The organism is Comamonas fluminis, assembly GCF_019186805.1.
Taxonomy (GTDB): Bacteria; Pseudomonadota; Gammaproteobacteria; order Burkholderiales; family Burkholderiaceae_C; genus Comamonas; species Comamonas fluminis.
This window is the reverse complement of the sequence record NZ_CP066783.1, coordinates 2689705-2703128: the sequence shown is the minus strand read 5'-3', so window position 1 is coordinate 2703128 and position 13424 is coordinate 2689705. Positions and strand designations below refer to the sequence as shown.

The window sequence follows — 13424 nt, the reverse complement described above, 5'->3', positions numbered from 1 at the left end:
GTCGCTGAAGTGGGATTTTTTCATTAACGAATGAGAATCACTATCGATACAAATTAGAATGAGAGTAATTCTTGTTACGAATCATTGTTTCGTGGCAGCTGTTCTTTTTGCTCTCGCTCATGGCTTCCCATCACTCTCGCTTCCGCGCCGCCGCTGCTTCCGTCTCGTTTTGCGCTCAGCCAGCCCCCACTCTCGCTTTTCAAGCCAGCCCCCGTTTTTCACGCAATCACCTGGCATGGGCCGTGGCCTGCATGCTGGCCATGCAAGGCGCGCAGGCCCAGAGCCAGCCCGCAGAGGGCGCAGCGCCAGAAAGCGAAATGCCCACCGTGCATGTGCAGGGCGAACGCATCGAAGCCCGCGTCTATGACCGCGCCGAGATGGATGCCACGCCCGAGGGCAACCGGGATTTGACTTCTCTCATCAGCAATCACCCCGCTGTGCGGCTGGACCCCAGCATGAGCAATAGCGGCAATCGTGGCTCCCTCGCGCCCGAGGCGTTTTCGGTGCATGGAGAGAGCCCGTTTCAGAACCAGTACTTGATCGACGGCATCAGTGGCACCAACTCCATCAACCCTCAGGAGACTCAAACAGGCTTGCAGGCGGGGCGTGTGCCGGGTTTTGCGCAGGCCTACAACATTGATACCGACCTGATTGACCAGGTGCAGGTGTACGACAGCCGCGTGCCGGTAGAGTTTGGCAAGTTTCAGGGCGGGGTGGTGGATGCCCGCATCAAGACGCCCACGGGCAGCAACAAGATTTCCATCAAGCGCAGCTTCAACAGCTCGAACCTGACGCAGCAGCAAGTACCCAATGTGGATGAGGAGGAGTGGCGCAATGGCGAGCCCGGCTATTCCTCGGTCTGGAAAAAGCATTTCACCAGCATGAATGGCGACTTTCGCCTGACCGAAGACACCACGGCGCTGATTTCGCTCTCACGCCGCGAGTCGCAGATTCAGCGTCAGGCCAAGGTGCTTGACCACTCGACGCCTATTCTCAATGGCAAGAACAGTACGCTGGAGATGCGCGACTCCAAAGACCAGGTGGACAACCTGATGGCCAAGCTGCACACGAACTGGGGTGGCGGCACCTCGACGAATCTGCTTCTCAAGTATTCAGACCGTCAGGAGAATCTGGCCTCCAATACCTATGCCGATACTTCATGGATCAACCGCCAGAAGGCCATGGGTCTGGCCTTCGATCTGAACCAGCAACTGGCCAGTGGCAAGATGACTGCGACCTTTGGGGTGGATCAGCTCAACGCCTCGCGTGAAGATAGCTCCAATGTGTTTGTGATTCAGCAGTTTGCCGACAAGAGCCTGAGCAGCTACACCTCCGGTGGTTTTGGTATCGAATCGCTGGAGCAGCGCCAGTACACCGGCAAGCTGCGCATGGACTGGGACCCGTTCAGCACGGGCAGTGTGCAGCACAAGGTTTATGCCGGTGCACAACTGCAAAGCACGGATGCCAGTTTTGTGCGTGCACAGGATGCTTACAGTCTGGTGCAAACCTTGCAGACCGATGGCACGCAGAAAATCACAACCCGCAATCAGTACAGAGCAGGCAACGTGGGCGTGGACTACAACAGTCTGGGCTTGTTCCTGTCTGACACCATGCAGTGGGGCAACTGGGCGCTGACGGCGGCAGCGCGGCTGGAGCGCGATGACTTTTTGAAAAATACCAATCTGGCCCCGCGTGCCCGCCTAGACTGGGATGTGCTGGGTGATGGCCGTACGCAGCTGGGCCTGGGCTGGTCGCGCTACTTTGGTCAGGACTTGCTGGGCTATGCGCTGCGTCAGGGCAAAAGTGAGCTGCTGACCTATCAGATTCAAAAGGGCGTGGAAGTCAACAAGCCAGGCACCATCGAATACAACCAGTTTGACAGCCTGAAAACCCCGCATTCGGATGAATGGGCCTTCACGGCCAGCCAGCAGCTCTCGCCCGATCTGGAGGCCGGCTTTAGCTATGTGCGCCGTGCCAGCCGTGATGGGCTGACGCGAAACGGCAGCTCCGCCGCAGGCTACTACTACGCCAACGGCGCGACGGCCAAGGCGGAGACGGCAACCGTCAGCCTGCGCACTCTGCGCCCCTGGAAGGCAGCGGCCGGACAGTGGACAGGGCGCGTTGACTTCAGCTGGCAAAGTGTGAAGCGCAACCATGATGTCACGGAGGGCTGGGAGACCGAAGACGAAGCACCGGACGAAATTATCAGCGTCAACGGTGTGCAGATGCAGCGCAAGGACAAGCCTGCCAGTGGCTTCCATGTGCCGCGCCGGTTCAGCGCCACACTCAATGGCCGCTGGGCACAGGCGGGCGTGACCTGGGGCAACCGTCTGAACTGGAACAGCGCACGCACCGGTATTGGTTATGCGGGAACCGTCAAAGGCGTTCAGCAGTTCAACAGCAAGCGGCTGGCTTCGTATCTGACCTGGGATTCCTCCATCAGCTATCAACCCGGCTGGGCCAAGGGCGTGACCTTGAGCTTGGACATCCTCAATGTGCTGAACAAGCGTGTGCCGCTGGCGGTAACAACGGCGAGCGCCGTGAACAATGCGCGCTGGCAAACAGGCCGCGAGATCTGGCTGACCGCCGGTTACGAGTTTTAAGTCAAATAGGCTGCTAGCGCTTACTAGGTAAGCGCTGGAAGCTATCAAAATTACAAGAATCAAGTCTTTATACGATGAAAAAACGTCTAGCCAACAGACTGCTTGCCAGCGGCTTCATGCTGCTGGGCCTGTCTGGCGCCATGGCGCAAACCAACCCCGCCGCCCTTACCTCTAGTTTCATTGAAACCAACGCCACCACCCGGCTGGCACAGGGCCGTGCGCCCGATAGTGCCGTCGGGCGGCTGCTGCAGCCCGCCAATAACAGCGCTTTTGAATGCGGCACAGCCGATGGCTGGGACGCCGCTTGCCTGCAGCAGCGCTATCAAGGCCTGCCCGCGCAGTGGCCGCGCCCGGTCATTGATGCGGGCAAGCAGTGGGTGGAAATGTCGGCGGTGCCTGCCGCCAAACCCGCCATGGGAACGAAGGAGCAGGCCCGGCTGCAACTGGGCACGGCCCTGTTCTTTGATGCCGGGCTGTCGCGCAAGGGCGGGGTGTCTTGCGCCAGCTGTCACCAATCGGGCAAATCTTTCAGCGACGGGCGCGCTCAGGCGGTGGGCGAAGACAAGCTCATGGGCCGCCGCCGTGCCCAGACGCTGTTCGCCGCGCCGTTTGCCTCGCATCTGTTCTGGGATGGGCGGGCCGCTTCGCTGGAAGAGCAGGCCAAGGGCTCCATCACCAACCCTTTCGAGATGAACAACACGCTGGCCGCCGCAGTGGCCCATGTGAATTCTCAGCCGCATTACCGCAAGCTGGCGCAGCAGGCCTGGGGCCACAGCCGCTTGACGGTGGAGGACATGGTGACCGCCATCTCGACCTTTGTGCGCACCATTCGCCCACCAACCACCAAGGCAGACGCGGTGATTGCCGGGGAGGCCGTCCAGCTCAGCGACCAGCAGCGCCTGGGCCTGCATCTGTTTCGTACCAAGGCACGCTGCATGAATTGCCACAGCGGCCCGCTGCTGACGGATAACGAGTTCCATGACCTGGGTCTGTCTTTCTACAGCCGCCGCAATCAGGATTTGGGCCGTTTTGAAGCCACGCGCGACAAGGCCGATCTGGGGAAGTTCCGCACGCCCAGCCTGCGCGGCGTAAGCCATGCGGGGCCGTGGATGCATAACGGCCTGTTTGCCGATCTGCCGGGCCTTCTGCGTTTGTACAACGCCGGCATGGGCGTGGTGGCGGGCGACCCGGCCACGGACACCTATGTGCCCACCAAGTCTGTGCACATCAAGCCGCTGGAGCTGAATGCCGAGGAGATTGATGCGCTGGTGGAGTGGCTCAAGCTTCTATGAGTTTGATAGCTGTAAGCGCTTGATAGATAAGCGCTGCAGGCATTTTCAATGCATAAAAAAGCCCCGGGGTGCAAACCTCGGGGCTTTTTGTTGGGGAAGCGAGTGCGGCGCTTACTTGGTGCCGAAGATACGGTCGCCTGCATCACCCAGACCGGGCAGGATGTAGCCGTGGTCGTTGAGTTCGCGGTCCACAGCGGCGGTGTAGATGTCCACATCGGGGTGGGCGGCCTGCATGGTCTTCACGCCTTCGGGGGCGGCCAGCAGGCACATGAACTTGATAGACTTGGGCTTGCTCTTTTGCTTGAGCTGCTGCACGGCGGCAACGGCGGAGTTGCCGGTGGCCAGCATGGGGTCCACGACGATCACATCACGCTCGCCCATGTCTTCGGGCATCTTGTAGTAGTACTCGACGGGCTTGAGCGTCTCGGGGTCGCGGAACAGACCGATGTGGCCGATGCGCGCGCCGGGCACCACGTTGAGCATGCCGTCCAGGAAACCGTTACCCGCACGCAGGATGGAGACCAGCGCCAGCTTCTTGCCGTCGATGACCTTGCCGGTCATCTTTTCCATGGGGGTTTCGATCTCGATGTCCTGCAGCGGGAAGTCGCGTGTCAGCTCATAGGCCATCAGTGTGGACAGCTCGCCCAGCATGCGGCGAAAGCTGTTGGTGCTGGCTTCCTTGCGGCGCATCAGGGTGAGTTTGTGCTGGACCAGAGGGTGGTCGATCAGATGCAAAGTGCTCATGTTCTTGGTCTTGGTGTTGAAAGAAACAGGCCCGCTTGTGGCTGCAGCCTGTTTGCAAAAATCAATAAAACGACGGCGGATTCAGCCGCAACAGTGCGTATTTTCGCCCTCACTCGGCCAGAAGGCTGGAAAAACGCTGTAAATCCACATTGCCGCCGCTGATCACAATTCCCACGCGCTTGCCTTTGAGGGGCAGGTTGCTGTCAATGGCAGCCGCCAGGGACAGCGCGCCAGTGGGCTCGACCACGATTTTCATACGCTCGGCATAAAAGCGCATGGCGCTGACCAATTGTTCATCGCTGACGGTGACTACTTCGCTCACCTGCTGCGCAATGATGGCAAAGGTCAGATCACCGGGCGCCTGGGTCTGCGCGCCATCGGCAATGGTGCGCGGCGTGTCGATCTTGACGATATGGCCGGCGCGCAGCGACAGCTGCACATCGTTGCCAGCCTCGGGCTCCACGCCAATGACCTTGCAGCTGGGCGCCAGCGTCTGGGCTGCCAGCAGGCTGCCCGAGAGCAGGCCGCCGCCGCCCACGCAGACAAACAGATAGTCCAGATCAGGATGGTCCTGCAGCAGCTCCATCGCCGCCGTGCCCTGACCGGCAATCACATCGGGGTGGTTGTAGGGCGGAATCAGCGTCATGCCGCGCTCGGCTGCCAGTTTGCGGGCAATGGCCTCGCGGTCTTCGGTAAAGCGGTTGTAGGTCACCACTTGCGCGCCGTAGCCGCGTGTGGCGGCCATTTTGGCGGCGGGTGCGTCTTCGGGCATGACGATCAGAGCAGGCATATCCAGCAGTTGCGCCGCCAGTGCCACGGCCTGCGCGTGGTTGCCTGAAGAAAACGCCAGCGCGCCGCCCTGGCGCTGCTCTGCACTGAACTGGGACAGAGCGTTATAGGCGCCGCGAAACTTGAAGGCGCCAATGCGCTGCAGGTTTTCGCACTTGAAAAACAGGCGCGCGCCCAGTTGGTCGTCCATGGTGCGGCTGGTCAGCACGGGCGTGCGGTGGGCCACGCCTTGCAGGCGCCGGGCCGCAGCCGCAACATCGTCATATGTGGGCAGGGAGGTGTTGGAAGTGCTCATGGCAGTACAGGCTGGGGTAGAGACTGAAACCATGATAACGGCGCCCCGGCAAGCGGGTCAGATGGGGCGTGCAGGGCCGCAGCTCATGTTCCCGCCTGCTTTTGATTTTTTGTATCTTCGGGTTAGCAATTGCTAATGTGTAAGAGCGCGAACCACAATGAACTGCTATCGACACTGACGAGCTGGCCTGAGGCCCGGGCTTATCGTTGTTGCACCGCCGCATTTCGCGGTTCAGCACGCTAGGAGTTCAATATGAATACGGATCAAGTCAAGGGCACTCTCAAGGACGCAGCCGGTAAGGTGCAGGAAAAGTTTGGCGAGCTGATCGACAGCCCGGAGCAGGAAGCCAAGGGCATTGCAAAGCAGGTTGAAGGCACTGCGCAAAAGAAGGTTGGCGATCTGAAGGAAGCCATCGCAGACGCTGGCAAGAAGTAAGCTGCGCCCGGTTTAGCAAAGCCCCGACCGGAAACGGTCGGGGCTTTTTCGTTGCCACTGTGGTTTGCCAGTCGCACTTGCAACGAAGGGGGTCTCCATCTTGGCAGCCTGTTTGCAGGCAAGTAGCAAAGGATGCGGCAGCGCTCTGGCCGCGATGAAATCAGCGGGGCTGGTCTGATTCCGGGGCGGGAACGAACTCGCGCAGTGGCTCCAGCGGCGCAAAGTCGCCAGCGCGCCTGGCCTGCATGGCGCTGACGGCCTCCATCACATGGCGGTTGCTCCAGATGCCGCTTTGCAGCCAGCCCATTTGCTGCAAGGAGTCCTGCACGCTGTGGTCGCGGGCGTAGTTGATAGCCTGCTTGCTGCCCCAGATGGCGATGGGCGGCTTGGCCGCAATCTCGCGGGCACAGGCCAGCGCGGCCATGACGGCGGTTTCATGGCTGTCATGCACGGCGTTGATCAGGCCGTGGCTGGCGGCTTCCTGCGCGCTCAGGCGTCTGCCCGTGTAGGCCAGTTCTTTGACCAAGCCCAGCGGCATGAGTTTGGGCAGGCGCTGCAGGCTGCCCAGGTCGGCTGTCATGCCAATATTGATTTCCTGAATGCAGAAGAACGCATCAGCGCTGGCGTAGCGTATGCAGGTGGCGGCGATCAAATCCAGCCCGCCGCCCACGCAGCCGCCCTGAATGGCGCAGATCACCGGCATGCGCAGGGCTTCGAGCTTGTTGAAGGCCACTTGCAGGTCGGCCAGCATGTCGGTGATGGCTGCGCGCCCCTCTGGCGTGCGGTCATTGGGGGCAAAGCCGGGGTCGGCAAAGGTCTCCAGCGCCATGCCCGCGCAAAAATGCTTGCCCGTGCTGCTAATGACCAGCGCCCGCGCCTGGCCGCTGCGGTGCAGGGTGTCCAGCACCAGATTGAGCTCCTGCCAGAAACGCGGCCCCAACGTGTTCAGCGCTTCGGGGCGGTTGAGCACCAGATGGGCGATGTGGTCCGCAAAGTCGAGCTTGAAGCAGCTCAGGTTCATGGTGAGCAAAGCGTCGTCTGAAGCCGTGCCGCAAGGAGAGGTGGTGTTTGGCATGACGCAGATGGTGGCCTGATGCCGTGGCTGCAGGAAGTCACCGGCGCGACTGCGCTGCTCGGTAATTTCCCCGAATTGCATTGAAAAAGGCCTGCAGCGCAGGCCCTTTCAGCGTGAAGTGCTATGAATTTAGCGCTTCTTGTTGCCCAGAATGCCGCCGAGCACGCCGCGCAGAATTTCCTTGCCCAGGTTGTTGCCCACGGTGCGCATGGTGGATTTGGCCATGGTCTGCACCAGACCATCATGCTGGCCGCCGCGTGGGCCGGTGCGGCCAAACAGCAGTTCCTTGAGGCCGTCCATCATGGAGTCGGCCACTCCGCCTTGCTGGGCAGAACCTGCCGCCGCACCGGCAGCGGCGGGTGCTTCGCCGGGCTTGGCAGGGGTGGCGCTGCCAGCGCGGTCGCGCAGCATCTCGAAGGCCGATTCGCGGTCCACCATGGCCTCATAGACGCCTGCGACCAGAGAGCCGCTGATGAGTGCCTTGCGCTGCTCGGGCGAGATGGGGCCGATCTGGCTGCCGGGTGGGATGACAAAGACGCGCTCGGTCACGCTGGGGCGGCCTTTTTCGTCGAGGAAGCTGATCAGTGCCTCGCCCACGGCCAGCTCGGTAATGGCGGCGGCAATATCCAGGCCCGGGTTGGGGCGCATGGTGGATGCGGCCGAGGAAACCGCCTTCTGGTCACGCGGGGTGAAGGCGCGTAGTGCGTGCTGCACGCGGTTGCCCAGCTGGCCCAGCACGGAGTCTGGAATATCGATCGGGTTCTGGGTGACGAAATACACGCCCACGCCCTTGGAGCGCACCAGACGCACGACCAGCTCGATGCGCTCGACCAGCACCTTGGGCGCGTCGTTGAACAGCAGGTGGGCTTCGTCGAAGAAAAAGACCAGCTTGGGCTTGTCGGGGTCGCCAATTTCCGGCAATTGCTCGAACAGCTCGGACAGAAGCCAGAGCAAAAAAGTCGAGTAAAGGCGCGGCGCGTTCATCAGCTTGTCGGCGGCCAGAATGTTGACCACGCCCATGCCGTTGGCATCGGTCTGCATCAAATCATTGATGTCCAGCATGGGCTCGCCAAAGAATTTGTCGCCGCCCTGGCTTTCGATGGTCATCAGACCGCGCTGGATGGCGCCCACGCTGGCCGAGCTGATGTTGCCGTACTGCGTGGTGAATTGCTTGGCGTTGTCGCCCACATACTGCAGCATGGCGCGCAGATCCTTGAGGTCCAGCAGCAGCATGCCGCTGTCGTCGGCAATCTTGAACACCAGATTGAGCACGCCCATCTGGGTTTCATTGAGGCCCAGCATGCGGCCCAGCAGCAGCGGGCCCATGTCCGAGATGGTGGCGCGCACAGGGTGGCCTTGCTCGCCAAACACATCCCACAGCGTGGCCGGGCAGGCCAGCGGGGAGGGCAGTTCAAGGCCTCTGTCCTTGAGCGAGGCGGCCAGCTTGCCTTCAATCTTGCCGCTCTGGCTGATGCCGCTGAGGTCGCCTTTGACGTCGGCCATGAACACAGGCACGCCAATTTGCGAGAAGCTTTCCGCCAGTTTTTGCAGGGTAACGGTCTTGCCTGTACCTGTTGCGCCTGTGATCAGGCCATGTCGATTGGCGAGTCCGGGCAGCAGGGCGCATTCTGTGGCAGAGTGCTGGGCAATCAAAAGGGGTGAAGCCATTTCGGGGTTTCCTCTGAGGGGGGCTTGCAGTCAAAAGTAAAATCTTGGCCGCTAGGTTAAATCAAATATCAAAGGAATCCCTGTGGCAGGACACAGCAAATGGGCCAACATCCAGCACCGCAAGGGTCGCCAGGATGAAAAACGTGGCCGTATCTGGACCCGCATCATTCGCGAAATCATGGTCGCGGCACGCCAGGGTGGCGGCGATCTGACGGCCAATCCCCGTCTGCGTCTGGCCGTGGATAAGGCCAAGGCGGCCAATATGCCCGCCGACAATATCAAGCGAAATATCGACAAGGCCACGGGCAATCTCGATGGCGTGACCTACGAAGAAATCCGCTACGAAGGCTACGGCATCGGCGGTGCGGCAATTATTGTGGACACAATGACGGACAATCGGGTCCGTACGGTTGCCGATGTTCGCCATGCTTTCAGCAAATATGGCGGCAATATGGGCACCGAGGGCTCGGTGGCCTTTCAGTTCAAGCACGTGGGCCAGATTATGTTTGCCCCCGGCACGGATGAAGACAAAGTCATGGAAGTGGCGCTGGAAGCTGGCGCTGACGACGTGATCGCCGACGATGAAGGTGGTATCGAGGTAGTGACGGCGCCCGGCGACTTTGAAGCCGTGCGCGATGCGCTGCAGGCCGCAGGTTTGACTCCGGACATGGCAGAAGTGACCATGCGTCCTGAAAATACAATCGCTCTTGAAGGCGATGATGCAGCGCGCATGCAAAAGCTGCTCGATATGATTGAAGATCTGGATGACGTGCAAGACGTCTACCACAACGCAGAACTATGAAAATTCTTGTGATTGGCGGCGGTGGCCGTGAACACGCCCTGGCGTGGAAGTTGGCCGAGTCGCCCAAGTCGACCAAGGTCTATGTGGCCCCTGGTAATGGCGGCACTGCCCTGACCGGCGGCAAGCTGGAAAACATCAACATCACCGATGTGAAGGCACTGCGCGAATGGGCGCAGGCCGAGAAGATCGCCGTGACCGTAGTGGGCCCCGAGGCGCCACTGGCCGCTGGCGTGGTGGATGAATTCCGTGCCCACGGCATGAAGATTTTTGGCCCGACCAAGACTGCTGCGCAGCTGGAGTCGTCCAAGGCCTTCTCCAAGGATTTCATGGCGCGCCACGGCATTCCCACCGCGCAATATGAAACCTTTACCGACCCGGTTGCGGCCCACGCTTATGTGGATCGTCTGGGTGCACCCATCGTCATCAAGGCCGACGGCCTGGCTGCTGGCAAGGGTGTGGTGGTTGCCATGTCGCTGCAGGAAGCCCACGATGCGGTGGACTTCATGCTGGTGGACAACAAATACGGCGTGACCCACAACGAGGGCGGTGCCCGCGTGGTGATTGAGGAATTCCTCGACGGCGAAGAAGCCAGCTTCATCGTGCTGTGTGACGGCAAGAACGTGCTGGCGCTGGCCACCAGCCAGGATCACAAGCGCCTGAAAGACGGCGACGAAGGCCCCAACACTGGCGGCATGGGCGCATATTCGCCCGCCCCCGTGGTGACGGCCGATGTGCACCACCGTGCCATGCGCGAAATCATTCTGCCCACCATCCGTGGCATGGAAAAAGACGGCATCCCCTATACCGGCTTTCTGTATGCGGGCCTGATGATCGACAAGGCCGGTCACCCCAAGACGCTGGAATTCAACTGCCGCATGGGCGACCCTGAAACCCAGCCCATCATGATGCGCCTCAAGAGCGATCTGGTGGATGTGATGCTGGCGGCCTGCGAAAGCAAGCTCGATCAGTTGGAGCTGCAGTGGGACCGTCGCACGGCTTTGGGCGTGGTCATGGCCGCAGCTGGCTACCCTGAAGACCCCCGCAAGGGCGATGTCATCACCGGCCTGCCTGCGGCGGCTGACGATGCCATGGTGTTCCACGCTGGCACGCAGCTCAATGCCGAAGGCCAGCCCGTGACCAGCGGTGGCCGTGTGCTGTGCGTGACCGTGCTGGCTGACAGCGTCAAGCAGGCGCAGCAGAAGGTGTATGACGTGGCGCGTGGCATCCATTTCGATGGCGCTCAGTACCGCCGTGACATCGGCTTCCGTGCTGTGAAGAAGGCTGACTGATGACCCAGACTTCCTCATCTTCCGTGGCGGACCAGTTGCCCGCGTCCGAGGCTCGCGAGTACCTGATGGGACTGCAGACCCGTATCACCGAGGCGCTGGAAGCGATCGAGGGTGAGGAGGGCGCACGCTTTCTGGCAGATGCCTGGCATAAAGAGCCGGGCGAAAAGCTGCAGGGCGATGGCATCACCAAGATCATGGAAGGCGGGCGCGTGTTCGAGCGCGCAGGCTGTGGCTTCTCGCATGTGCGCGGGCCACAACTGCCGCCTTCGGCCACGCAGCACCGACCTGAACTGGCGGGTGCGCCGTTCGAGGCCATGGGCGTGTCGCTGGTGTTTCACCCGCGCAATCCCATGGTTCCGACGGTGCACATGAATGTGCGCATGATCTCGGCCGGTCACGAAGGCCAGCCCAAGACCTGCTGGTTTGGCGGCGGCATGGATTTGACGCCGGTCTACGGCTTTGAAGAGGATGCCGTGCACTTTCACCAGACTTGCAGCGATGCGCTGGCGCCGTTTGGCGATCAGCTCTATCCACGCTTCAAGACCTGGTGCGACGAGTATTTCTTCCTCAAGCACCGCAATGAGCAGCGCGGCATTGGCGGCATCTTCTTTGATGACTTCAGTGAGCTGGGTCAGCAGCAGAGCTTTGCCATGCTGCAATCCGTGGGCGATGCCTTCCTCAAGGCCTATCTGCCTATCGTGCAGCGCCGCCAGAATGCGCAGTATTCGCAGCAGCAGGTGGATTTCCAGCGCTACCGCCGTGGCCGTTATGTGGAATTCAACCTGGTCTGGGACCGCGGTACGCACTTTGGCCTGCAGTCCGGTGGCCGCACCGAGTCCATCCTGCTGTCCATGCCGCCCCATGCGAACTGGAGCTATCAGCGCGAAGATGCAGCGGGTACGCCCGAGCGCGAACTGCTGGAAAAATTCCTGATTCGCCGCGACTGGCTGTAATCAGCCTGTTTTCCCGCTGGCAGCGCATAAAGCCCTGTCAGCAGGGAAATTTTTAGAAAACTATAATTTCCATAGCTGGGTGCGCAATCATCAATTGGCGCATCAACCTTTTTCAATGCGTGACAAGCGCGGGCCTTGTGGCTCTGGACGCTTTTAGCCAATCCAACCCTGATACGGGTGTGGTGCGGCACACGCTATATTGAACCCATCATTTACTGATTCCATCGCCTGATGACCACCTCCACCAAATCGGATTCCGCAGCCAAGCGCGACGTCACCAAACTCCAGCGAGCCATTGTTGATGGCCTCGAAGACGTCAAGGCCCACGATATCCAGGTGTTCAACACCGAAGCCCTGTCGCCGCTGTTCGAGCGCGTGATCGTGGCCTCCGGTACCTCCAATCGCCAGACCAAGGCGCTGGCTTCCAGCGTGCGCGAAGCCGTCAAGGAAGCCGGTTTCCCCGTTCCTCGCCAGGAAGGCGAGCAAAACGGCGAATGGATCATTGTGGACTGCGGCGCAGCCGTCTGCCACATCATGCAGCCCGCCATTCGGCAGTACTACCGCCTGGAAGAAATCTGGGGCGAGACACCTGTGCGCCTGAAGATCGGTGCCGCCAAGCCCAAGCCCGCTGAACTGGCTGCCAAGAAGCTGGCCGCCAAGCAAGCCGTGGAAAAGGCTGCTGCTGAAAACACCGTGGTCGAGAAAAAGCCTGCGGCCAAGAAGGCAGCGGCCAAGAAGCCCGCCGCCAAGTCTGCAACGGCTGCTGCCGTGAAAAAGCCTGCGGCCAAGAAGCCGGCCGCCAAGAAAACCACGGCGGCAGCTAAGACCGTCAAGACAGTGGTGGTCAAGCCCAGCACGCCCCGCACAGCCAAGCCTGCTACGGCAAAGCCTGCAGCAAAGCGCGCTCCTCGCGCCAAGGCCTGATCGCCGCTGAAATCCTGCCATGAGACTGACTATCGTGGCCGTGGGCCTGCATGTGCCTGACTGGGCGCAGACGGCCTACGACGATTACGCCAAGCGCTTTCCGCCTGAGCTGAAGGTTGAGCTCAAGGCCGTCAAGACCGAGCCGCGTGGCTCCAAGACGGTCGAGACCCTGTACGCTGCCGAGCGCAAGCGTATTGAGGCGGCCATTCCTCGCGGCACGCGCATTGTGGTACTGGATGAGCGCGGAACGAATCTGCGAACCAAGGATCTGGCCCAGCGACTCAAAAGCTGGCAGCTGGAAGGCGACGATGTGGCGCTGGTCATTGGCGGCCCAGACGGGTTGGACCCCGAGTTCAAGGCTGCTGCGCACGAGCGCATTCGCCTTTCGGACCTGACGCTGCCGCACGCCATGGTGCGTGTGCTGCTGATTGAGCAGCTCTACCGTGCATGGTCGGTCAACGCCGGTCATCCTTATCACCGCGAGTGAAACACTTGCAGACAGCGCGGCGTGCAATTTCATGCAGCGCGTGATACTATGATTTTGATAGCCGTTTG

The 13424-nt window shown here is 60.8% G+C and carries 12 protein-coding genes; 8 read left to right on the top strand and 4 right to left on the bottom strand.

What is annotated here, in order from left to right; genetic code table 11:
• The first annotated feature begins 119 nt into the window (after positions 1–119).
• The gene (locus JDW18_RS12740; RefSeq protein WP_218239820.1) at positions 120–2603 is read left to right on the top strand and encodes a TonB-dependent receptor plug domain-containing protein; all 2484 of its coding nucleotides are present in this window, start codon (positions 120–122) and stop codon (positions 2601–2603) included.
• A 74-nt stretch (positions 2604–2677) separates the two neighbouring features.
• Positions 2678–3895 carry a cytochrome-c peroxidase gene (locus JDW18_RS12735; protein WP_246609884.1) on the top strand — a complete coding sequence of 406 codons (1218 nt, stop codon included), beginning with the start codon at positions 2678–2680 and terminating at the stop codon, positions 3893–3895.
• 111 nt (positions 3896–4006) lie between these two features.
• Here JDW18_RS12735 and upp read toward each other — a convergent pair whose 3' ends face one another.
• Positions 4007–4639: a uracil phosphoribosyltransferase gene (gene upp, locus JDW18_RS12730; RefSeq protein ID WP_218239819.1), complete on the bottom strand. Its 633-nt coding sequence runs from the start codon at positions 4637–4639 to the stop codon at positions 4007–4009.
• A 109-nt stretch (positions 4640–4748) separates the two neighbouring features.
• Positions 4749–5723: a threo-3-hydroxy-L-aspartate ammonia-lyase gene (locus JDW18_RS12725; protein WP_218239818.1), complete on the bottom strand. Its 975-nt coding sequence runs from the start codon at positions 5721–5723 to the stop codon at positions 4749–4751.
• 252 nt (positions 5724–5975) lie between these two features.
• Between JDW18_RS12725 and JDW18_RS12720 the strand changes: the two genes are divergently transcribed.
• The gene (locus JDW18_RS12720) at positions 5976–6158 is read left to right on the top strand and encodes a CsbD family protein (protein ID WP_218239817.1); all 183 of its coding nucleotides are present in this window, start codon (positions 5976–5978) and stop codon (positions 6156–6158) included.
• 160 nt (positions 6159–6318) lie between these two features.
• Here the strand turns inward: JDW18_RS12720 and JDW18_RS12715 are convergent, their stop codons facing one another.
• Both JDW18_RS12715 and JDW18_RS12710 read right to left on the bottom strand, forming a co-directional pair.
• Positions 6319–7233, bottom strand: coding sequence for an enoyl-CoA hydratase-related protein (locus JDW18_RS12715; RefSeq protein ID WP_425514803.1), 915 nt, complete (start codon positions 7231–7233; stop codon positions 6319–6321).
• Positions 7234–7362: 129 nt separating this feature from the next.
• Positions 7363–8901, bottom strand: a complete 1539-nt coding sequence (locus JDW18_RS12710) for a helicase HerA-like C-terminal domain-containing protein (RefSeq protein ID WP_218239816.1) — start codon at positions 8899–8901, stop codon at positions 7363–7365.
• Between the two features lie 82 nt (positions 8902–8983).
• Here JDW18_RS12710 and JDW18_RS12705 point away from each other — a divergent pair, with 82 nt between their 5' ends.
• The 5 genes from JDW18_RS12705 (at position 8984) to rlmH (ending at position 13356) form a co-directional block, all read left to right on the top strand.
• A complete protein-coding gene (locus JDW18_RS12705) occupies positions 8984–9703 on the top strand; it encodes a YebC/PmpR family DNA-binding transcriptional regulator (protein ID WP_218239815.1) in 720 nt (239 codons plus the stop codon).
• Complete coding sequence (purD, locus tag JDW18_RS12700) at positions 9700–10992, top strand: phosphoribosylamine--glycine ligase (RefSeq protein WP_218239814.1); 1293 nt, start codon at positions 9700–9702, stop codon at positions 10990–10992. Before JDW18_RS12705 ends, purD begins: the two co-directional genes overlap by 4 nt.
• Complete coding sequence (hemF, locus tag JDW18_RS12695) at positions 10992–11945, top strand: oxygen-dependent coproporphyrinogen oxidase (RefSeq protein ID WP_218239813.1); 954 nt, start codon at positions 10992–10994, stop codon at positions 11943–11945. Before purD ends, hemF begins: the two co-directional genes overlap by 1 nt.
• 231 nt (positions 11946–12176) lie before the next feature.
• Positions 12177–12869 (top strand): ribosome silencing factor, encoded by a 693-nt coding sequence (rsfS, locus tag JDW18_RS12690; protein ID WP_218239812.1) that lies wholly within the window; start codon positions 12177–12179, stop codon positions 12867–12869.
• A 19-nt stretch (positions 12870–12888) separates the two neighbouring features.
• Entirely contained in the window at positions 12889–13356 is a 468-nt protein-coding gene (gene rlmH / locus JDW18_RS12685) for a 23S rRNA (pseudouridine(1915)-N(3))-methyltransferase RlmH (protein ID WP_218239811.1), read from the top strand.
• Positions 13357–13424: the final 68 nt, after the last annotated feature.

Bases quoted from the DNA above. Each gene is read 5' to 3' on its own strand.
- upp (WP_218239819.1), bottom strand. From the start codon at position 4,639: ATGAGCACTTTGCATCTGATCGACCACCCTCTGGTCCAGCACAAACTC.
- JDW18_RS12725 (WP_218239818.1), bottom strand. From the start codon at position 5,723: ATGAGCACTTCCAACACCTCCCTGCCCACATATGACGATGTTGCGGCT.
- hemF (WP_218239813.1), top strand. From the start codon at position 10,992: ATGACCCAGACTTCCTCATCTTCCGTGGCGGACCAGTTGCCCGCGTCC.
- JDW18_RS12735 (WP_246609884.1), top strand. From the start codon at position 2,678: ATGAAAAAACGTCTAGCCAACAGACTGCTTGCCAGCGGCTTCATGCTG.
- JDW18_RS12715 (WP_425514803.1), bottom strand. From the start codon at position 7,233: ATGCCAAACACCACCTCTCCTTGCGGCACGGCTTCAGACGACGCTTTG.
- JDW18_RS12710 (WP_218239816.1), bottom strand. From the start codon at position 8,901: ATGGCTTCACCCCTTTTGATTGCCCAGCACTCTGCCACAGAATGCGCC.
- purD (WP_218239814.1), top strand. From the start codon at position 9,700: ATGAAAATTCTTGTGATTGGCGGCGGTGGCCGTGAACACGCCCTGGCG.
- JDW18_RS12720 (WP_218239817.1), top strand. From the start codon at position 5,976: ATGAATACGGATCAAGTCAAGGGCACTCTCAAGGACGCAGCCGGTAAG.
- rlmH (WP_218239811.1), top strand. From the start codon at position 12,889: ATGAGACTGACTATCGTGGCCGTGGGCCTGCATGTGCCTGACTGGGCG.
- JDW18_RS12740 (WP_218239820.1), top strand. From the start codon at position 120: ATGGCTTCCCATCACTCTCGCTTCCGCGCCGCCGCTGCTTCCGTCTCG.
- rsfS (WP_218239812.1), top strand. From the start codon at position 12,177: ATGACCACCTCCACCAAATCGGATTCCGCAGCCAAGCGCGACGTCACC.